The sequence below is a fragment of the Lentzea sp. NPDC004789 genome (assembly GCF_053601075.1).
On record NZ_JBSGBE010000033.1, the window covers coordinates 1 to 22221 of the forward strand.

Below are 22221 nucleotides of genomic sequence, written 5' to 3' on the forward strand. Positions count from 1 at the left end.
CGAGTCCCAACACACCTCGAAGTTGATCACGGTGGCCGTCTCACATCCCCGGCAGGTCATCGACCAAGATCACGCCATGCGGCTGTAGTACTAGGTCCACACGGCGGAGAATAATCCCGTCCGAGTCATAGACGGCATAGTTACTAATCGCGCCGTTTTGGGTCCTGTACAGAATGCCATTATTTGGTCCTCCCCCGTCGAGCGCTCCGCCTACGGGGAATCGGCCTTGCCACTCAGTCGCATTGCTGAGATCAATGCCGCCATTGTCGTTGTGGACCAGTACCGGAGTGTCACCAGCAAGCACATAGTACGTGTGGATGCCGTCGACACTGAGGTTGCGGACACGCTTGAACTCGACCCGCTCCTTGAGCTGGGTGACCTCTACGCGGGTGCCGGTCGAGGTCTGCAAGGCCAAACCTGCGTGAAGGTCTTTGGCGTCAACCCACCTCTTCTGGTCGGGCAGCCAGAACGGGTGCTTGTCGGTCGCGACGATCTTGCCGTCGGCTGTCTCGATCTCGACGAGGTTCTTGAAACCCTCGCCGATGATCGTCGCGGTCACTTCCCGTGCGCCCGACTCACCCGTCTCCGGGTCTGTGGCGAGCACGTGGTCGCCGACCTTGATCTCGTCGATGCGTTTGATCGAACCGTCGGCCATCAACACCTGAGTGTCACCGGCGAAGCTGTTGCCGGGTCTGCCGCCGCAACCGTTCCCCAGAACCTTGGCGGCTTTACCCAGCCAGCCAGCCTCCTTGGACGCCGCACCTGCACCCCGCAACGCCGACCCGCCTACGGCACCCGCGGCGAGCCCGACCGCGCCGACGACGGTGAAGACGAAGTCCCAGCCGTTGGCCGGTCGGTTGCCGACGGTGTAGGACCATTCGCAGAAGCCGGCGCCGGGGTTGCTGCTGCGGCAGAGGTAGGTGGCCCAGTTGGCGACTGCCTTCGCGTAGGACTCGTCCGGCGCCATCATGACTGGTGCGCCGAAGATGGGACCTCGCTTCATCTCTTCGGCGGTGGGTAGTCGGTGGCCGTAGATGATCGGCTGGTTGGAGCCGTCACCGGTGCCGGTTTCCCATTGCCAGCGCTGTTCGAACTCCCGCTGGGAATACCCGGATCCCTCCGGGCCGCACAGACCGTTGGGCGAGTAGCCGCATCCGACGGACGCCGGCGACTTGGCTGGACCCCGCCCGCGGCCGCACCACTGTCGCCGACTGGGTCACGACCTGGTTCGCCGCGCTCGACCTCGACCCGCGCACCATCGACAACTACCGCAGCGTTCTCCGCTGCCACATCCTGCTCCGCTGGGCGCCACCCCGCTCAACGCGATCACCGCGCTCGGCGTGAACAAGTGGATCAGTGACCTGCGCCAGCTCGGTTATGCCAACACCACCGTCGCGACCATCGTCAAAGTCCTGTCGATGATCCTCACAGACGCCGCCGACGAACACCTCATCCCAGCCAACCCGATCCGCCGCTACCGACGGCGCGGACGACGCAGCCACCGCATCGAACGCGAACGCGTCTGGGCAACACCCACCGAAGTACTCCGCATCGCCGAACAGGCCGCCACACTCGGCGGCGACACCGCCAGCCTGCTCATCATCACCGCCGCCTGGACCGGATGCCGCTGGGGCGAACTCACCGGACTGCGACGAGACAACGTCGACCTCGACCACGGCGTTATCGTCATCGACCCACGCACCGGGGCACTACACGAAAGTGCCCATACGCGGTGGCTCGGCTCACCCAAGACCCCCTCCTCAGCCCGCACGATCACCCTCCCACCGTTCCTGATCAGCTTGCTGCGCAAGCACCTTGAGCGGCACAACAACGAGTTCGTGTTCACCGCCGAAGGCGGAACATGGTTGTGGCGCAGCACATTCATCCGCCGCGTACTCAAACCCGCGGTCAACGGCAACGAAGGACGCCCGCTGACAGGCGTCCGCACGGTGCCGATCCGACCGGGCCTGACCTTCCACGGCTTGCGGCACAGCCACAAGACATGGCTCATCGCCGGCGGCGCCCCCGAGATCGCCCAGGCACGACGACTCGGCCACCACCTGCCCAACCGGGTCACCGAGGTCTACTCCCACGTCGCACCCGAAGTCGAACTCCGACTCCTCAACGACCTCCAACGCCGCTGGCACGAAGCCAGCCTCAACGTCCGAGCACACCCGACCGCATCGGAGCCATCACAACGCTACCTCTCCGGACCACTTGCGGCGTAAGCAATCCCGCTGTCCCTCACACCGTTAGGGGGAGGGGCACGACGATCACCCAGTCCAGCGACCAGCACAACGATCAAGCCGGAGAAACCTGCTCCAGAACTGCTCCATAGGGGCAGCACGACACGATCACCAAAGATCCACCCAGAACAGCAAGAAACCCGCCTGACCAGCGGAAACCGCTCGATCAGACGGGATCTCAATTCAAGTGGAGCTGAGGGGACTCGAACCCCTGACCCTCACACTACCAGTTTGGTCCACAAAGGACTTCTACCAGCACAAACACTAGAGCCTCAGCAACTCCAGCGCAAGTAGCTGCCGTTCAGCGCCGTTGAGTGCCGTTCGACGACGTTCAACTGCCTGCCCTGCTCCAGTTCCGCTCCAGCACGATCAGTGTGAGACTCAGCCCAGCAGTCGACGCAGTTCGGCGATATCCGCACTGACTCCAACCGTCGAGCGGCTGGTCGTGAAGCCGATCTGCTCGTTCACCCTGATCATGTATTGGTTGTCGGCGTTCACGTTGGTGTAGATCTTCGCGATCGATGGCCGTTCGACGAGCAGTGCCCGCAACATGTGCGCCTTGACCCATCGCCCAAGCCCCTTGCCGCGATACGCGGGTATCACGGCGGTGTCCTGCTGGACGGCCCACTCGGGATAGTCGGCGTAGAGGTCCATCTGTGTCAGTGCGACAACCTCGCCTGTCGCCTCGGACACCGCGACCACCACCCGTTGCACGACGTTCCGCTCACGATGGCGAGCCTCGGCCTCGCGTACGCGTTCGGCCGTCCACTCCGCAAGCCTGTACTCGGAGTCGCCGGCAGGCGCATCGCGCATCACGTGCAGCGCGCGAGCGTACGAAGCCACCAGCTCGTCAGGTGCGGCTCCCTCCCACTCCGCCACCCTGAACCCTTCAGGAGCAGGCACGTCCCAGAGCGCCGGGTCGACATCGCGGATGTCCAGCGTCTGCGCGATTGTCGACTTGGAGATGCGCATCCCCACCGCGACCGCCCACTGCGCGCCCGGTCCGCCCTTGGACAGTTCCCAGCCCTCCACGAGCCTCCTGCCGCGCGCTTCGAGTTCCGGCAGCAACGCCTTGAGCACCGCGGTCCCCACACCCTCACGCCGCCGCCACGGTGCCACAGTGATCGTCGTCAGCGCCAGATGCTCGTTCTCGTCAGGCGGGAAGTAGACGACGGCCTTGGCCACCAGCTCGCCATCACAACGGGCGATCCAGTACCGCCGAGGCCCCAGACTCGGGACAAGCTGCCGCAGACTGGCCACCCAGTCGTCGTAGTCGAGCACCACTGGATCCGGGCGATCCAGACGCAGAGCGGCCACCGACAGCTCGTAGAGCGCCCTCAGGTCCACCGGTGCGGCTTGATCAGCCTCGAACGGCTGCAGTTCGAACTTCCTGGTCATTTCCGATCCCCACACTCTCCCCGACACGACGTGGAGGCACGCACACGATTGCAACGCTCGGCGAGCTCACCCCTTCACCGGAGTTCGCGACAGATCATCTGCCGACCAGCAAGCGGCAGGCTCACGAGCCTTCAAGAACGACGAGCACCCTTCGCGCCGCTGCTACAACCGTCCCCCATTCCGGTAGCTCCAGATACTTGTCATCGCTCAGCTCGGTTCCAAATCGATCGAAGATGGAATTCAAGACATCGACCAGCTCCTGCATCGCACAAGCCTCCTCTTCAGATGCCAGCACGTCGCCTATCGCCGCCTGTGGAGCTTCCAAAACTTGCGTATCGTCGTAGAGTATGCGAACCCGATGCGTAAACTCATCATAATTTCCAGATAAAACATCGCGTCGAACCCACACGCGCTGCTGATACTCGAAATCCGAAAGAGCGCGAACCGCCTCCAGGACTTCGTTGCGCAAGTTCGGATACCTAACTTCAATCATGGCGTATCCCAGCTTCTCCACTTTGCCCACTCACTCAACGGAATGTGCGCATTTGCCGCGTCGTCCGTAACGGTGCCCGAGATTGGGCGACCATCACGGCCAATAACCTTCCCGTTACTCCGCACAACAACGTGATCAACCTGCTGGCTCGGCCACGGCGAGTTCGCATTCCCAGGGTCAATGCGAACGCCGTTCTCTCGAGCATCCACGGGAGCGTCCCATCGCCAGCCGCCACCTTTCTTCGTGGGTTTACCTGCCGCCAGTCCGCAGAGATGGTTCCTGGTCGGCCACAGAATGGACCAATGGTGGGACCGGTGTTGTGGACCAGCACAGGGGTGCGGCCAACCAGTACATGATAGGTGTGGAGACATCCACCGTTAGGTTGCGCACACGCTTGACCGCGACCTGCCTCTTGATCGCAACTACGCGCACCCACGTCTCTGACGAGGTCTGCAGCACCGAACCGACGCGCAGGTCCTCGGCGTCCGCCCAGCGTTTCTGGCCGGGCAGCCAGAAGGAGGTGTCGACTGGTAGCGGTGATCTTGCTGCCGATCCCCGTTACCTTCCTCTCACACCCGGTAACCAGGGCCTAAAATGAGGCCAACGCCTCCTGACCAACACGACGAGTCGACAACCGCTTCGCACGGCCTTCAGTGGAGAACCTCTCAAGGTTGCCCAGTCAGACGGAGAGCGTGAATCACCGGATTTTCGGCCAATCCCGGAACGCTCTCAACCAGGCGAGAATATGCCTCTTCGACGAACCCTGCGAAAGCAGGCACCACCTCATCTGTACTAACTGCGACTCGCCATTCCCGTTTGGACGAAGTAACCACGACGGCTTTACCCTCAACCTGTAGACGAATCACTTCATCACTCTCTGTGAACCCGATGCTCGCATCGTCGCCTGAGACCAAGCGTTTGAGCGCATACTGCAGTGACAACGCAAAATCAACTAGGGTTATACCGCGCGTTCTGGAGATGATCTCGATATCGTCGATCACGAACCTGACATGCACCGCGAAGCACTTATAGCAGAGGGCCGTTTCACTGATGATTACCGGATTGACAGGGCCAGCACTGCCCCAGGTGGCACGCCAGGGCGTCTCAACCTCCGAGATGTCGAATGACAACCGAATCATCGCTTACGCACACACCTCATTGTTGCGAAGACCTGTTAGCAGTCTTCAACAACCGAGTCTTGACATGTTCAACAGTAAAGATAGCCCTAGAGCCCGAATATGAGCCAGCCCGGAGAAAGCCTTGAGAGCTCTCTGGCGATTCCTCCGCAAGATCTCGAATATTACACCGAGACTCAGACGCGAGCTCTTCAATCGAGTTGCAACCTCAATCATCGGTCCGCCCACCTCCTCAGCAGTCATCTCATTCCTGCACTCTGCAATGACCTCTCATGGAATCCTCCAATCAGGCGGACTCCCCCTAAAGGGTAGGTCCAAGCAGTCCTCGAAGCCTTGAAGGTCAGATCACCCGACTATTCCATTGACCAGGCAGGACCGAGCCCACCTGAAAAATCTTGCAAGAATTCCGAAACAGCATTTATGGCCTGTAGGCGACCAACCAAATCGGAACGCTTGAACACGCCCATTTGGCCGCCACATACCAGCTCAACCTCGGCTGACAGATTCTTTGATTCATCATGCAGTTGAATTATTGTTCCATCACTCAGCTCTCCTGTAACAAGAAACAGCTCCGGCCCTCCCCCTACGGAGATATATCGGAATGGATCCTCCGCCGTAACAGAAACTTCAGTCCACCTAAGCCCATCAAGGTTGGCAATAGCCTGCTCTATTCTTTCCAACGATGGCTCCTCAACCTCCCAGTCTTGCGTGCTGACCCCACTCCGGTCATCTCCTGCCAGTCTGATCATTTGAACTACCTTGACCTCGGCACGGATGGTCGCTGATTTGCGTTGATCACATAGGTGCCAGAAGGAGCATGTACCAGAAGTTGGTCAATCCCAGCACCTCAGATCAAGGATCCTACCCCACCACTCGCGCCACATGATCGACAAAATTCGCGATCAACATACAGTACAGCTTGAGCCCCGGATACCCTCGCGTTCTTGGCCTGCTGGAACACGTCAGCCTCAGCATGAGTCCTTGTCTGCGCATTGACTCTAATATCGACCTCACGGCCGTGGGCATTTCTTCCACAGCAGACGGCCCCTCCAACCACAAGCATTGCAGCGGTAAATGTATCGTTCGCACTTCCGCTGGTCGGCATTCCCTCACGAGTCCTGTACGCCGCAAGATCCGCCCCAGCCACAGTTGTGAACGAGAACAGACTCTTTACCCGCATTTACAAAATACGTGCGAATATCATCAACGGATAAATTGTACACCCGCTTCACGTTAACATGTTTGCGTATTGCAGATATCTGAACCCAGATTCCCGCCGAGGTCTGCAGCCAAGAACCGACACGCAGATCCTTAGCTTCCGCCCAGCGTCTCTAATCAGGCATCCAGAACGGGTGTTTGTCCGTCGCGGTTATTTTGCCGACGCCAACCTCAATCTCGAATCTCGACAAGGTACTTTAAACCCTCGCCAACGATCGCCGAGACAACCTCTCTTGCGCCCGACTCGCCCGTTTCCGGGTCGGTAGCGATGACTCGATCACCAACCTTGACTTCATCAACGCGCTTGGTGGATCCGTCTGCCATCAAAACGAGCGCGTCGCCGGTAAAGCTGTTGCCGTCTTCACAGGCAAATCGCGCGGCGGCCGCACGACTGGTCCGCAGCTGCCGCGCCAATGTGAAATAGCTACTGCAACCCAAAGACTTCTGATAGGTGCATACAACCTCTGCCAGCGCAAGGAGCTGGTATTCACTGAACTCACCCCAGTCGCCTTCAGGATTTCCGTAGTTGGGGTCTGTCGGCTGATACGCCCGCATCGCTGCGGCAAGCTTGAATAGATCCGGCCCGCCAGGGGGCAGTGCCCTAGTGCCGAGATAGGTAGTTCCGCTGGGCATGTGTCGCGCTGCGGTGATGCCGCCTTCCGATTCGACTTCGAATTCCGAGGCGACTTCGTGGTCGTTGGTGCGGTGGGTGCTGCAGTTGCTGCCGTCGTCCATGCAGCTGGTCGGCAGCAGACCGGTCGGGTCGCTGTAGGTGATCGGTGGGTTGTTGGCGTAGGCGTAGCCGTTCCACTGCTGCGGATCGGCGATGTCCATCACCGGATCCACCGACACGAACCGGCCGATCGCCGGGTCGTACTCACGCGCACCGATGTGCGTCAGCCCGGTGTTGTCCAGCGTGCCGCCAACGAAGCCCTTGTCCAAGCGCCTGAGCATGGGCCGACTCCTGCAACCCAGCACTACAAGCCGCGCGTGCAGCGGTGAAAGCGCTATGAGAAGCAACGTCCCGGTCACCCGTTCCAGGTCGAGGATATCCAGCCCGATAACGGAGCCGAGTTCTAGTCCGCGTTCCACTGCCATACCTTCGACAAAGGCATTGGCGATACCTAAGTCCGCCCGGCGACCCTGCAGCTCATCGGGAAAGTCGAGCGCCCCCACCACATCGACGCCGAAGAGTTCTACAGGCTGCTCGACGGTTTGACAATCGGCGACACCGGCGTGTTCAACGAGCACCTCAAGGAGGCGGAAGAATACTACGACTACACCGTCGGCACGACGGCCTTGGCGATCAGACCTCGTTTGAGAGGTTGCTACAGAAGGCCTCACCCATTCCTAGGTTATCAACGATCAGCGTCAGTAGCATACCTAGCTTACAGATGCAATTACGTCGGTCAGTCGCCGGTAGATTCGCTCCTTCTCCCCCGAACGACTGGTCCAGTCATGAGGCGAGAGCAGCAGCTGCCGCTGTCCCCGCACCGCCTTTTTCAGCAGCACCGCGAGGTAGCTCCTCGCCTCCTCCCGATCCTCGCTCTCCTGCCAGGTGTCAATCTGTTCGAGCGCCTTACTCAGCACCGGTTCAGGCTCAGTGAGCAGCACGTATCCATCTTCAGAGGGAAGACGCTGATCCAACAGATCGACCCCACCCTGGAACGACACCCAGGCCAGTTTCGCCGCAGAGAAGTCGTTGCGCAGGTACTCATTACGCGAACGCCCGAGCTCCGCCTGGTCCGTCTCGTTCAGCGACGCAACGAAGTTGATCTCCTTGAGCGTCCCGCTGAACGTGCAATCAATCATCTCTACATTGGTGCAGAACCACTTAGACAGACGCACGTTCCGAAACGAGCACCGAATGAACCTCGCCCTACCAGGCGCTGTCGCCCCAATGGTCGAACCATCAAAGGTGCAGTCCACGTATTCCGACATCTTCATGCCGGAGCCGAAGCTGAACGAGGGCACCTTGAGCGAGTCGAACCGGCAACGCTCGAAGTGGGACTCAATTATCACCCATCGGGTCTCCCGACGCCCAGAGAAATCTTGATCGACCACTTCTGAACCAGAAATCAGAAGGCTTGTCCCATCAGAAGTGAAGTCAGCAAGCACCGCAACCCGCCCTCTTACCTGTACCCACCAGCGACCGCCAGATTGTACGCCACGTAGGACGAGCTCGCGTAGTTGCCACCCCGCGCCACGTGGGCATCGATTTGCCCGCTCGTGGTGAGTTCAACATAAGCTCCGGAGCGGTGCCGGAAGTCCACGCCCCAGGATGCTTTGTACTCGAATTCGCCAGGAAACATCCTGTCAAGCATTTTTTTCGTCGCACGATGAATGGCCGACCCATAGAAGGCTCGGGCGAGGAACGGCTTCCTCTCCAAGGCTTTTTGTTCCTCCAGAGACAGCTGAGTTTCGATCAGTTCGTCCAGTGAATTGCTGTTCAGCACCTTCTCGGTCGCCGCGCGAACCTTCTCGGCGGCGTCGTACCCGCTGTTCGTGGAACCCTTGGGGCTTGCGATGAACACCTGCGATCCGGCGATTTCCTTCGCGATGTCCATGCACTGCTTGGGGTACAGGGCGCACAGCTTTTCCTGCAGGATCGTGAGCGCCTCGTTGCGCATGTGGGACGGCAAGCCGTCCGGGCTGACCATCTTGTCGAAGTCGGTCTGCTTGTACTGCACCGCCAGCTCGTTCTTGATGCGGTTGGACTCCGCCGCCCACGGCCTGGCAGCCTGCGTCTTCTCCTGCGTGGCGGCGCGCACGCTCACCGCCGATGTCGGCGCGACAGGCCGGTCGTTGTGATGGTGGGCGCTGCACGGACCGTCGTCCATGCAGCTGCTCGCGATCAGGCCTGTCGGATCGCTGAAGGTCACAGGACCGTTGTTGGCGTAGGCGTAGCCGTTCCACTGCTGCGGATCCGACGTGTCCATCACCGGGTCCACCGAGACGAACCGGCCGATCGCCGGGTCGTACTCACGCGCACCGATGTGCGTCAGCCCGGTGTTGTCCAGCGTGCCGCCAACGAAGCCCTTGTCCAGCCGCGCCGGCCAGGTCCCGCTACCACCACGAACCTCGCCGAACGGCAGGGTACGGCGAGTGCTCACGGTCTGGTTCAGCGCGTTGATCGTGATTTGCGCGGTGCCGTGCTGGTCAGACGACATCCACGTCAGACCCGTCGACGTGCGCATCGCGACGGTCTGACCCGCGTGCGAGTAGTAGCGAGTGCAGGTCTTCGCGCCGCCTGCCGCCGTGTAACGCAGCTCCTGACCCGGCAGGTACAACGTGCTACCGGTCGGATCACGCCGGACCAGCCGCGCACCATCGGCGTCGTAGACATACGACGACGCACCCGAATCGTCCGCCGACGTTGCGACACGCCCCTCGCGGTCCCACGTCAAGGTCTGCGTACCACCGGACGGCGACGGGCGGGTGAGCGTGTTGCCAACAGCGTCGTAGGTGTAGGAAGCCTTGCGAGAACCGGCGTTGTCAGTGGTCACTGTGCTGGCCAGGCTGTGCTTGCCGGGCGTCGGGAAGTACTCGGTCGTACGGTCACCCGCGCTGGTGCCGTGCTCGATCAGTTTCTCGCGGTCGCCCGCGGCGTTGTAGGTAAAGGACTGCCAGTACTTCGACGGACCGCCGAGGGCAGCCACCGTGCGCGCGTCACCGCAGTTGCCCGAACCTGGCGTCCACGCTTCGGTCACCCGGCGCACGTGGTCGGTCGTGAAGCACTGCGTGTCGCCACTGATCGAGTCCGCGATGCGGGTGACGTTGCCGGCGGGGTCGTAGCTGTACGACACCTTGGCCACGTCGGTCGGGCCGACCTGCCTCGAGGTGTAGATCTGGCTGAGGCGCCGGGTGTACTGCTCATAGCCGCGGACGATGGTCACGGTACGACCACTGCCCAGCATCGTGGTGCTCGCGAGTTCACCGAACGACGTGTAACCGGTGCCGGCGACGAGCTCGGTCGGTGTCGCGGTTCCGTATGCGGTTTTCTGCGTGCTCGGCTGGTTCAGTGAGTCGTAGCCGTACTCCAGTGTTTCCTTCTTGAGATCGCCGAGCGCCGACAGGTGCATCACGTTCAGCGAGCCGTTGCCGTAATAGTTGTACTCGTAGCTGTACGTGCCGCCCAGCCCGGTTTCCCCTGCGGGAATCGTGAAGTCGATCTCCAGCGGCTGGTAGGCGGCGTTGAACCGGGAGTGCTCCGTGACGTAGTCACCAAGCTCCCCGTGCCGCACCGACTTCACCTGCACGCCATTGACAACAGTTCCATCGGAGAGCGTGTCGTAGAACCACTCCGCGCGGGGCGTTCCGGTCGGTGAGTCGTCGCGGATGCTCGTCTTACGACCCAGGGCGTCGTAGGTGAACGCGACCGTCTTGCCCAGTCCATCCTTTGTGGACACGAGCTGATCTGCGTCGTCGTAGGCCGACTCGGTGGTGCCCTTGTCCGGATCGACCGCACGGACCTTGCGGCCGCGTACGTCGTAGGCGTACTGCCACGTTTTACCGGAGGCATGGACGACCTCGGTCAGCTGGTCTCGGAGGTCGTAGGTGTACTTGGTGGCGTCGAAGCCCGTTGCGCTGCCCGCGACGGCACCCGCGTGGTACTGGCGCAGCTCGGACTTGCGGCCCAGGGCGTCGATCAGCGTTGACGACACGATGCCGCCGCTGGGCGGGGTAACGTCAGTGCGGTCGCCCGCGTAGTAGGTGGACGTGCGGAACAGTTCGTTGCCGCCGGGGCTGGCGACCGGCACGTCCGACTTGAGCGCCTGGATGATCTCGCGACCGGCACCGTCGTAAGTCGTTGTCGTTGCCGATGGAATGGTGTCGGTCGGCACGAACAGGTCGGTGCCGGGAGCTGCGTTCGCGAGGTAGGCGTTGTTGGCTCGCTTGGCCCGGCCCGCCGAGTCGTAGTAGACGTCGGTGATGACGCTGTTGGACGTACCGCCCGCGGCATCCGGTGTCTGCGTCTGACGCGGCCGCAGCAGCCCGTCGAACAGCTGGTACGACGTGACGTACTGAAGTGACGTGTTCAGCGTGCTCGTCGCGACGGCGACAGACCCGTCCGCCCGGTCCCGGTAGGAGAACGTAGTGGCTGCCGGTCCGGACCGGTCGAATCCGATGGGCCACACCGCCGTCGTACGGCCGAGTCCGTCGTAGGCGTAGTCGGTTTTCCGCTGGTTCGGGTCCACAACGGACAGTGGTGATCCCCACGCGGGCGCGAGGACGGTCTTGATCACCCAGCCCACCGAGTTGGTCGCGGCGAGCTCGGTGACCGGTCCGCCCGCGGCCGGCGTGTACGCGACGGTTGAGGTGCCCTTGGGGTCGGTCGTCTTCGTGGTCCGGCCGTAGCTGTCGCGCTCAGTTACCTGGTCGGTCACGTACGCCGACACACCACCGGCGTAGGACTTGAGGCTCTGGATCGTGCTCGGCTCGCCCTTGGTCGGAGCGACACCGTGGCTCTGGCCGTCGTAGTAGGTCTTGACGTCGCCGACGAAGTCCGTGTCCTTGACGCCGGCCGGGGCCTTGGCGTGGGCGCAGTCGACCAGGTAGTCGCGCTTGCGCGACACCGTGCCAGTCAACCATGCCGACGTGTTGCGCGCGTAGTCGATCAGCGTGCACTTCTCGTCGCCGGTGACGTTGTCGTCACCGCGGTCCTCGGTCTGCGTGGCCATGCCGTAGACCTGGTCGAATTCGGTCACCGAACTGGTCGTGCGATAGCCGCGGCCGCTGTCCAGCGCGACCCGCGTGTGCTTGCCGGCCACGGCGGAGAAGCGGGCGTTGACGGTGACGCCGTTGATCGTGCGCGACGCGGTCGCGTTGGACTGCCAGGGTTCGCTGACCGTCGCCGACACCTCGGCGCCACCGTTGTAGACGATCTCTTCGCGGACCATGCCCGTGAACACGTCCTCGTCGACCGCCTCAGGAACGGCGCCGGCGGCGATCGCCGGCATCGACACGGTGCGTGTGCCGGACGGCAGCTTGTCGCCGTTCATACCGCGGAAGTAGCGCTTCTCCGTCAGTGTCTGCTCTTCGGGATCGCCCTTGCGCGTCTTGACCGCGCCGTAGCCACGCCACACCGACCAGGTCTTGTCCTCGGCCTTGATCATGCCGTCATCGTCCGCGTAATGCCACGCCGGGTTGCCGACGTACTCGTAGGCGGTGACCACCCGCACCGAACCACCGGTCAGGTCGGCCTCCTGGACACTTTTCACCACGTACTTGTGGAAGAAGTCCCAGATCGGGCTCGTGTTGCCCTCAGGCGTCCATCGCACCGGGTAGCAACGCAGGTTGTTGTCCTGCAGCGCGTTCACGTCGGGCATTCGCGATCCCGGCACGCAGTCCGCGTCGGCGTAGGTGACGTCGATCCTGCCACCGGTCTCGGTGAAGATCGTCTTGAGCCGCCACCACTTCATCGCCGCGAGCTGATCGGAGTTCGTGTCGACGCGGTTGCTGAGCTGAATGCCCTGGAACCGGACGTCCGGCACCGGCGTCTCCCCGCCGACCAGGCCGACGTGGGAGATCTTGTCCAGCCACAAACCTGAGCGCGTGCCGTCACCGGGGTCCGGGAACGAGTGCCCCAGCGTCCACTTCTCCACCGGGCTACCGCCGGTCTTCGTGGTCACCGCTACCAAGCGCTTGGTCGTCCAGAACGTCGGCGATCCCACCCGGCACGGGCTGGTCGTGCACTCCTGGTCCCAGGGGGTGTCCGGCCAGTGCGTCGCGTCCTTGGTCTCGCAGTCAGCCAGACAGCGGTCGGCCGATTCGAGCACGACCTGCATCGGCGCGGTTTCGGTCCGGTCGGTGCGGGTGCCGTAGTCGATCTGCTTGAGCACCGACGCCCTGTCGTACTCCGCCAGATCGGTCGCGCTGTTGTTGCGCGCGTACTTGTTGGTCTGCTTGTCGTAGCTGTACGTCATCGTGTTGCCGTGCAGATCGACGACGTACTCGAGGTTCCACCGGTACGGCTGTGAACAGAACGAGTCCTTGAACAACGTCGCCGCACACGGCTCACCGGAGTGATTACCTGCCACCGGCACGTTCAGCACCGACTGCGCGCTACGGCCGAACCAGTGCTGCGTGCCGTCCGGCGTCGTCACCACCCAGTGCTCGCCGTTGCGGGCGCCGTTGTTCGCGTTGACGCCGAGCTCCACACGGGTGCCGTCGTCGTTGCGCAGCCGCCAGCGGTTCGACGTCGGGCTTTCCTTGATCAGTTCGCCGGCGTGGCCCTGCATGGACAACGTCGCGTTCTCGTTGCGCCAGCACAGATCGCCGGTCTTCTCGGTGTTGCGCGCGCCGTCCTTCATGTCGTCGCTGCAACCGACGTACCTGCGTTCGATGAAGTTCGCGCCGAACTCGAACCCCTCACCGATCCACGACGGCTGGTTGTTCGAGGCCGCCATCCGCCCGTCCACACTCGCCGACGAGTACTCCAGCGCCAGAGACGGCGTCGGGCCGCCCAGCGAAGGCGGCGTCCGCAACGGGTAGTTCCACGTGAACGCGCCCGTGTTCGATCCGGCCGACCACGTCGCCGACGGGGACAAGCTCGTCGCCTTGTAGGTGCCCGAACCACTCGACGTGCCCGCGGCCAACGCCATGAACGCACCGCCGGAAGGCGACGCCTCAGTCGCGGTCACGGTCCCCTTCGCCACGTCGTTGCGCGACGCGACGGGCTTGCCGGCGCACTCCGGCTTCTCCGGCGTCCGCAGCGCGCACTCGGGCAACTCGATCAGCCGCAACCGGGAAGCCCAGTCACCGCCGTGTGCCCAGCGGTACGAGGAGTAGTTGACTTCAACCTTCGCCGGCCCGCCGGAGACCCTGAACAACACGCCATCCACACCGGCGGCGCGAGTCTTGTCCCGATCGAACGTCTCGATCTTGATCTTCGGCTTCGCGTTCGCCGCCCCGTCGGCGGCGACGACCGACACCGATGTGTCCGCCACCCGCACCGACTTGTTCATCGTCACCGCGCCGAGATCGACCTCAGCTACTGAGGCCTTCGGCCACATCGGTGCCGCACCGGCGAAGTTCTTCCCGGTGCGCACGTCTTCCACCTGCCGCGCACCGGCTTTCTCACCGGTGATCACCCGTTCCTTCTTCGGCACCGGGGGTTTGTACGGCGCGGCCGGAGTGGGTGAGGCGGTGAACATCGCCGACGCGAGCGACGCGGCGAGTGCGACAGCCAGTCCACGCTTAGATCGGGCTGTGGGCATGACACAACTCCAGTTCACAGGCGAAAGGGCGGGACTAGCTGAAGAGCACTCGGCTGGGATCGGGCCATCCCCAGCCGATCTGCCTCGCTTCCGCGTACGGGAACGAGGTCAGACCGTTGTAGTTCGTCCAAGAGAGGACCGCGCTGTCCTCGCGGACCATGACGATCTCCGCCTTGCCGTCACCGGTGATGTCGGCGAAGAAGGTTCGCTCGGGCGTCCAGCCGGAGCCGATCTCTTGTGAGGTGTCGTAACTGCCGTAGCCGAGCCCATTCAGGTTTCGATAGGCAAACACGGTCAGGTCGGCGTTCACCGTGATGAACTCCGCCTTGCCGTCACCATCGATGTCAGCGAACCGAATGGCCTCCGGGGCGGCGGTGGTGACCTTGACGATCACGGGCGTGGCCGCGAACGCCGTGGACTGGCCAAGGTCGTTCAGGCCGAACAGGTTGCGATACACCCGCACCCGGCCGTCGGCGTCAATCGACACGCGATCCGCACGGCCGTCCCCGTCGATGTCCGCGAACTTGATGCGCTTCGTCTCGCCTGGCGCCGAGCCGATGACGGTCGACCCTCCCGTGTACGGGGAGCCGTTCATGCCGTTGACGTTGCGGTACGCCTTGATGGTGCCGTCCTGGTCGACGCTGATGATCTCGGACTTGCCGTCGCCGTCGATGTCGGCGAACCAGGTTCGATCGGGTGTCCTGCCGGAGCTGATCTCCTGCGAGGCGTTCGGGAAGTCGCCGTTGACGTTGAGGTAAGCGCGGACGATGCCGCTAGCCTCCACCATGACGATCTCGTCATTGGCGTCGCCGGAGATCGACGAACCGGTCCGCGGCGTCGCCGGGAGCGCTGCCGCGGCAAGCACTCCCTGCCACACTTTGAGTTCATCAATGTTGCCGTTGAAGAACTCCCCCGCACTGCTGCGCCCGACCGAGAGCACACCGGTGGAGTTCCAGCCGACCACACCGCTGACCGTGCTCTTCAGCGTGTCCGGGCTGTCCTGGTAGCCGACGGTCAGCTTCAGCGTTCGCGCTGCGGCGTCGTAGACGGCCACGAGGTGCGTCCACTTGTTCACGACGGCGTCGCCCTTGGCCTTCCACCACGTGGACGGGTTCGCCGCCGCGTTCGGCATCTCGGCACTCCACTGCGAGCCGTCGTACTTCAGCGTGAAGGGGTCCACTCCGGACGGACCGTGCTGGACGACGACAGTCCGAGGTGTTCCCGTGCCGTTGAGCCTCGCCCACACGTCGACCGAGAACGACTGGTCGGTGTTCAACACGGGCTCGCTCGTGCTGGCCGAACCATTGGTACCGTTGAGTTCCAAACTGTAGTTGCCCTTGAGGCCCGCACCCCATTTGGCGCCACCGGTGAGGTTGAGCTTGAGAGCACGCCGGTACTGCGTGTAGTCGCCGGCGATCGACCCCGAGCCTTCGTCGAACATCCACCGTCCGACACCACTGACCACGGAGGCATCGGCCAGCGCCAGCGTCTCCTGCGGGGTGATCGCACGGTTCCACGCACGCACCTCCGCCGCGTCGCCAAGCCACGGCTCCGCCGGTGCGGAGTTGCGCAGCGCCTTGCCGATCCACACCTGGCCGATGGCAGCGAAACCGTCCTTCACCACATCGGTCTTGAGCTGCAACGCACCGTCCACGTAGAGCCGGACTTCCTTGTTGACGCTGTCGAAGGTGCCGGTCAGGTGGGTCCAGATGCCCGTGGCGGCCGGGGCGTCGGACCTCGCGGCCTTCTGCGTGGCAGTCCCCGCGTCGGTCTCCGCCAGCGCGAACACCCACTTGTGGTCAGCCGCTTCATAGCCGAGCCGGAACGCGGACGTCGCGGAACCCTGCTGGCTCACCACCGTGCGATTCACCGTGTCGCCTGTGAGCCGAACCCACGCGGAGACAGAAAAGTCCTTGCCGGTGTCGAGCACTTTGGCCGTGGTCGCACCGTTGGCGACCGCACCGTCGAACCCGATCGCGCTCGCGCCGCCAACCGCACGCCCGACCCGGCCCGTGTCGAGGCCCGTGAGCGCGAGGTCGTGGCCGTTGCCAGTGGCGTCAGCCGCGGGATCATCAGCAGCGAACCACTGCGCCTCGTTGGGTTTGCCGCCCGCCACCGTGAACTGGAACGTCTTGCGGGTCGAGAGGCCCGCGCGGTCGACCGCTTCCACGAACAGTGTCCGTGGTCCGGCTGATGGTGGTGTCCAGCGGATCGGTGTGCCCGCCGCAACGGTCATCGAGGGCGGATCCGTGAAGCCCCACCGGTATTTGACGACGTCGGTCGACGTGCTGGCGAACGTGAAGGTGTCCGCGATACCCAGCGAGCCGCAGCCGTCCACCGGGCAACCCGTGGTCCTGTAGACCGACGAGGTGAGCGTGGGCGCGTCGGGTGCGGTGACATCCACGGTGAACTCGCACCAGCCCGACGCCGGCCCCCACACCTGGTTGTCGGAGGCCGTCATGCGGTAGGCGTAGTTACCGGTGGTCAGGCCACGGCCCGCGACCGCCCACTGCGCACCACCGGCACCGGTACCGACGACGCCGGGATAGAGGAACCAGTCGTCTGACGACGGCAGTTTCGCGACAATGTCGTTCGCGCCGTCGCCGTTGAAGTCGGCGATCGTACGTGCCATGGCGCCCGACCAGCCACCTGTGCCGATGTCGAACCGGTCCGGCGAGCCGCTGTACCTCTCCCGCTTGCCGCTGCCCAGGTACAGCCACATCGTGCCGGCGTTCTCGGCGAACACATCCGGGGCACCGTCGCCGGTGCGATCCATGACACCGACGAAGGTGTAGGCCTGCCAGCCGTTGCCCAGCCACGCGCGCTGCTGACTCAACGCCGTACGCGCACCGTCGCCGGGATAGACGTAGAGCGCGCCGTCGATGTCGCGGGTGATCACGTCCTGCTTGCCGTCGCGGTCGTAGTCGGCCACACCGGCGAAGGTGTGCACACCCCAGTTCGCGCCCAGCTGGACCCGAGGCTGCGGCGACGGGGCGCGCTTGCCCTCGCCGGGATACAGCCACAGCACCCCCGTCTCGTCCTCACGGGCGACGATGTCCTTGTTGCCGTCGTTGTCCCAGTCCGCGACACCCGCGATCGTGTACCTGCCCCAGCCGGTGCCGATCAGCACCCGGTCACCGGACCTCCTGCCGGACGGAGTGTCCACAGTGGGCAGCAGGTACAGGAAGCCGTCCGCGTCGCGGATCACCAGATCGGGCTTGCCGTCGTTGTCCCAGTCACCGGTACCGACCAGACTGTCCCCCGACTCGACCACACCCGTCGGCAAACTCGACGGCTTCGGCAACGTGTACTCCGCGGTGGTGCCGTTACCCCACGGCGAACGCTCGACCTGCGAGACCGGCCCTTGAGAGCCGTCGGGGCGGATGCGCCGCCACTCGAACCGCGCCTTCATGGTGTCCGAACCATCCGGGTCGCTGACCCGCCCCCGCAGCGTCGGCGTCACCGTCGGCACCACCGGCCGGGCATCCCCCGTCGCACACGCCTTGCCGTCCGCCGTGAGCTGATCCGGCGTGTTCGGCAGCGAGTTGTAGTCGATGGCCAGCACCGCCGAACCCGCGTTGAACCGCTTCCAGTTGTTCACGCTGGCCTCGTCGACCTCCAGCGCCACAGTGACGTCGTTCCAGTTGTTCGCCGCGGCCTGGGAGATCACGCTGGTGAACGGGAACTCCACATCACCGGGGCCGTCGCAGTTGTGCGTGGCGCCGACCTTGCGGTTGGCCGGTGCCGACGACGCCCAGTTGTTGTCCCACCGCGCCGGCTGGTTGTTCCACGTCGTGGCACCGCTGATCGGACCCGTGACCCGCACCGTTGCCCACGAACCACCATTGCCGCAGGTGAAAGACCAGCGCTGCTCCATCCGGAACGACGCGCCCGTGATGATCTTGCCCTTCACCGCGGACACATCCATCCGGAAGAACGACCGCACCTTGTAGGTCGAGCTCAGGCACTTGCCCTCCGACGAGACGCTGTCACAGATCAGACCCGTCCCCGCCGCACCGGCGTTGTCCGCATCACCGAGGTAGTAGTTGCCCTGACCGTTGCGGCCCTGCCAGAAACCCCAGTTCTCGTGCCCGGACTTGCTCGACACCAGCGTCCACGCGTTGTCCTGCACCCGGCCCGTCCACGACGGATCGATCATCACCGGATACCGCGTCGCCGCGTCACCCAGCATCGCGGCATCCGGAACAACAGTGATCTGACCGTTCTCCACCGCGACCGGCATCGGCGCCGACCGCTGGCCCGACGGCTCCGCCGACGCCGGCTCCGCGTCCGCAGACTTCGCGGGTGCCGACTTCGCCGCAACCCCGGCCGCACCCGTGCCACCCGAGTCCCACATCAACGGCGTCGGCGACAGGAACACCACCCGCCCCGACGCGTCCTTCGCCTCCAGCCCACCACCGGCGGCAGAGGTCGTGACGCCCTTCGTCGCGAACCCGAACGCCACCTTGGCCACCTTCGGGTTCTTCGCCGCCTCCCGGCTCTTCACTACCAACGTCTGCGAAAACCCCCGCGCCGACGCCGTGAGCTTCAAATCCACCCCTGGCAGCACTTCCGCGTAGGTCGCCACCGCACGCGACAACACCGGCTTGGGCAGCGCACCGAACGGCCACGTGATCGACAACTCCCGATCACCATCACGCAACCGCGCCGCAAAACCCGTACCACCATTGGAGAACTCGACCGGCAACACCGCCGCACCAGGCGCCACCACCGTGCCCGTGACACGTACAGTCGTGTCGACCCGCGCCCACGACCCATCGGCCTTGCGCGCCCACCGCGGCTCCACCGACTGCTCCGTGGTGAAACCACCACCCGGCTTGGCGAACGTCTGCGCGCTCTCCGCACGCAGCTCGACAATCTCGACCCGACGACCACACCGCGACGCCATCGCCGCAGCGGCCACCGCAGTCGGCTGCTCGTCAACACAAGCAGGCTCAGCCGCACGAGCCAACGGAACGACGAATGTGGACACAACTGCGAACGTCACGAACGCGCGCAAGACAAAGCCTTGCGCCACCCCGGCGCGTGTCAAGTAAAGCCCCCCGCTATCCGCGCATGCCCCCCGACAACACGCGAACCCCCTTGCGGCAGCCGAGTCTGCCGGGCGAGATAGAGATTGGCAATGGGGCCGAACGGGTGACGCCCGGCTCATGCCCTTCTACTAGCAGTAGCGCGGTGCGGCTCAGGTGCTCAGCCAGCTCAGCCGGACATCCCCAGCGAGGTTGAGCTCGGACCCCGCCGAAGCGAGAGCAGACAGCCCTTTTCGGGAGGGGAACGCGCCGAGCCGACCCTGGGGCGAGGTCCTGACGTAGGCACCAGCGTCACGGTCAACCGAGAGTGGTCAGGCACCGATCGGCTTGCGAACCTCAGCAGCCTTCGCCGGCCCGTACTTGGCAAGCAGTACCTCATCGATCATCTGGGCATGGCTCAGGTTCTTCCGCTTGGCAACCGCGCCCAGCGTGGCGTCGGTGAAGTCGAACATCGACGGCAGCTCGAACTTCCACGCGCCATCCTCACGCAGGAAGCTGAGGAACACCGTCGTCTGCGCGGGGGCCACGCGGACCTTTCCCAACGCCTTGCCGTCGTTGATCGTCAGATCGCCCAGCGTGATGCCACTGACACTGTCCCCGCTGACCAAGCCCTCGTCGATGACAGCCTTCACCAGGTCACGCGGAGACGCAGTACGCAACACCACGGGATCCATGTCGCCCCGCATCGTGTACGCGAGGATCCGGCCACTCGGAACCAGCGCAGCAACCTGCTGCTCAACACCGGTGAGCGCGACCTTTCTGATCTTGTCGTACTCGCTGAAAGTGCTGCCCGACAGCACCGATGCGGCGGCCGCGCCATCCTTGGCCACTACGGCCTTCCTGAAAGCCTCGAAGGCAACACCAATGGACTGGGAGTCGTCAACGACCTGCGACGTGGACGGCGCGCTGGAAGGTGTAGCCGGTGCCGAGGTACCGCACGCCGCGCCGAACAGGCACACAACTACCACAAGAAGTCGCTTCACCAGCGGAGCGTAGCCAGCCAACAGGCACCGAGAACGAAAAACAGACACCGAGATTCCGCGAAATACCAGGATCGATTACCGGGCCGACTTGCGCTCAAGAAGCCCGAAGCGCACAACTGAGGCCTCTCACTCCAGCTACACCCCGGAGGTCGTCATGGCATGGTCAGAACAGATCGGCATGCAGTCCTGGCGGGTCCGCTACCGCACCGGAGACGGACACACCGCCTCGATCTCCGGCTTCACCACCCAGCGCGCCGCCGACAACTACGCCGCCGACATCGAATGCGATCAACGCCGTAACACCTGGCTCGACCCGACCCACGGCCTGACGACCGTCGCCGAATGGGTCACGACCTGGTTCACCGCACTCGACCTCGACCCACGCACCATCGACAACTACCGCAGCGTCCTGCGCTGCCACATCCTGCTCCGCTGGGGCGCTACACCGCTGGGCGCCATCACCGCTCTCGGAGTGAACAAGTGGATCAGCGACCTGCGCCAGCTCGGCTACGCCAACACCACCGTCGCCACCATCATCAAGGTCTTGTCGATGATCCTCACCGACGCCGCCGACGAACGTCTCATCTCCTGCAACCCCATCCGCCGTTACCGACGGCGAGGACGACGCAGCCACCGCATCGAACGCGAACGCGTCTGGGCAACACCCACCGAAGTTCTCCGCATCGCCGAACAAGCCGCCGCACTCGGCGGTGACACCGCAGGCCTGCTCATCATCACGGCTGCCTGGACCGGATGCCGCTGGGGCGAGCTCACCGGACTGCGACGAGACAACGTCGACCTCGACCGCGGCGTTCTGATCATCGATCCACGCACCGGGGCACTACACGAGAGTGCGCACACGCGGTGGCTCGGCTCGCCCAAGACCCCCTCGTCAGCCCGCACCATCACCCTGCCACCGTTCCTCATCACCATGCTGCGCAAGCATCTCGAACGGCACGACAACGAGTTCGTGTTCACCGCCGAAGGCGAACATGGTTGTGGCGCAGCACCTTCATCCGCCGAGTACTCAAACCCGCGGTCAACGGCAACGAAGAACACCCGCAAGCCAGCGCCCGCACGGTGCCGATCCGCCCCGGCCTGACCTTCCATGGATTGCGGCACAGTCACAAGACGTGGCTCATCGCCGGCGGCGCACCCGAGATCGCCCAAGCCCGCCGACTCGGCCACCACCTGCCCAACCGGGTCACCGAGGTCTACTCCCACGTCGCCCCCGAGGTCGAACTCCGACTGCTCAACGACTTGCAGCGGCGCTGGCATGAAGCAGACTTGAATGTCCGGGCGCACCCGACCGCGCCGGGACCTGCAGAACGCCATGTTTCAGGGCCGCTTGCGGCGTAAGCAATCCACTGCCCCTCACACCGTTAGTCAAAGGGGCACCACGAACACCCAGATCCACCAGACCGGACGCGATCGCGCCGGAGAATCCTGCTCCAGAACTGCTCCATAGGGTCACCGC

General features: G+C 63.9%; 13 protein-coding genes and 1 pseudogene. 2 read left to right on the top strand and 12 right to left on the bottom strand.

What is annotated here, in order from left to right:
- Positions 1 to 40 precede the first annotated feature (40 nt).
- Positions 41 to 1003, bottom strand: a complete 963-nt coding sequence (locus ACWEIJ_RS42860; RefSeq protein ID WP_449843047.1) for a polymorphic toxin-type HINT domain-containing protein — start codon at positions 1001 to 1003, stop codon at positions 41 to 43.
- A 337-nt stretch (positions 1004 to 1340) separates the two neighbouring features.
- Between ACWEIJ_RS42860 and ACWEIJ_RS42865 the strand changes: the two genes are divergently transcribed.
- The gene (locus tag ACWEIJ_RS42865) at positions 1341 to 2228 is read left to right on the top strand and encodes a tyrosine-type recombinase/integrase (RefSeq protein WP_449843048.1); all 888 of its coding nucleotides are present in this window, start codon (positions 1341 to 1343) and stop codon (positions 2226 to 2228) included.
- Between the two features lie 399 nt (positions 2229 to 2627).
- Here the strand turns inward: ACWEIJ_RS42865 and ACWEIJ_RS42870 are convergent, their stop codons facing one another.
- The 11 genes and pseudogenes from ACWEIJ_RS42870 to ACWEIJ_RS42920 all read right to left on the bottom strand — a co-directional run bounded on the left by ACWEIJ_RS42870 (position 2628) and on the right by ACWEIJ_RS42920 (position 20744).
- On the bottom strand, positions 2628 to 3644 hold the full coding sequence (locus ACWEIJ_RS42870) for a GNAT family N-acetyltransferase (protein WP_449843049.1): 1017 nt from the start codon (positions 3642 to 3644) through the stop codon (positions 2628 to 2630).
- Positions 3645 to 3765: 121 nt separating this feature from the next.
- Positions 3766 to 4167 (bottom strand): SCO4402 family protein, encoded by a 402-nt coding sequence (locus ACWEIJ_RS42875; protein ID WP_449843050.1) that lies wholly within the window; start codon positions 4165 to 4167, stop codon positions 3766 to 3768.
- 635 nt (positions 4168 to 4802) lie between these two features.
- Positions 4803 to 5276, bottom strand: a complete 474-nt coding sequence (locus ACWEIJ_RS42880; RefSeq protein WP_449843051.1) for a hypothetical protein — start codon at positions 5274 to 5276, stop codon at positions 4803 to 4805.
- A 350-nt stretch (positions 5277 to 5626) separates the two neighbouring features.
- On the bottom strand, positions 5627 to 6022 hold the full coding sequence (locus ACWEIJ_RS42885; RefSeq protein WP_449843052.1) for a hypothetical protein: 396 nt from the start codon (positions 6020 to 6022) through the stop codon (positions 5627 to 5629).
- Positions 6023 to 6120: 98 nt separating this feature from the next.
- A complete protein-coding gene (locus ACWEIJ_RS42890) occupies positions 6121 to 6453 on the bottom strand; it encodes a deaminase (RefSeq protein WP_449843053.1) in 333 nt (110 codons plus the stop codon).
- A pseudogene (locus ACWEIJ_RS42895) lies at positions 6383 to 6589 on the bottom strand (polymorphic toxin-type HINT domain-containing protein); the annotation flags it as partial. The pseudogene ACWEIJ_RS42895 and the gene ACWEIJ_RS42890, both read right to left, overlap by 71 nt.
- A 73-nt stretch (positions 6590 to 6662) precedes the next feature.
- Complete coding sequence (locus ACWEIJ_RS42900; RefSeq protein WP_449843054.1) at positions 6663 to 7742, bottom strand: RHS repeat-associated core domain-containing protein; 1080 nt, start codon at positions 7740 to 7742, stop codon at positions 6663 to 6665.
- Positions 7743 to 7874: 132 nt separating this feature from the next.
- Entirely contained in the window at positions 7875 to 8609 is a 735-nt protein-coding gene (locus tag ACWEIJ_RS42905; RefSeq protein WP_449843055.1) for a hypothetical protein, read from the bottom strand.
- Between the two features lie 14 nt (positions 8610 to 8623).
- Entirely contained in the window at positions 8624 to 14728 is a 6105-nt protein-coding gene (locus ACWEIJ_RS42910; RefSeq protein WP_449843056.1) for an RHS repeat-associated core domain-containing protein, read from the bottom strand.
- 16 nt (positions 14729 to 14744) lie between these two features.
- Positions 14745 to 19634 (bottom strand): FG-GAP-like repeat-containing protein, encoded by a 4890-nt coding sequence (locus ACWEIJ_RS42915; RefSeq protein WP_449843057.1) that lies wholly within the window; start codon positions 19632 to 19634, stop codon positions 14745 to 14747.
- A gap of 438 nt (positions 19635 to 20072) precedes the next feature.
- Positions 20073 to 20744: a hypothetical protein gene (locus tag ACWEIJ_RS42920; RefSeq protein WP_449843058.1), complete on the bottom strand. Its 672-nt coding sequence runs from the start codon at positions 20742 to 20744 to the stop codon at positions 20073 to 20075.
- 178 nt (positions 20745 to 20922) lie between these two features.
- Here ACWEIJ_RS42920 and ACWEIJ_RS42925 point away from each other — a divergent pair, with 178 nt between their 5' ends.
- Complete coding sequence (locus ACWEIJ_RS42925) at positions 20923 to 21846, top strand: tyrosine-type recombinase/integrase (RefSeq protein WP_449843059.1); 924 nt, start codon at positions 20923 to 20925, stop codon at positions 21844 to 21846.
- Positions 21847 to 22221: the final 375 nt, after the last annotated feature.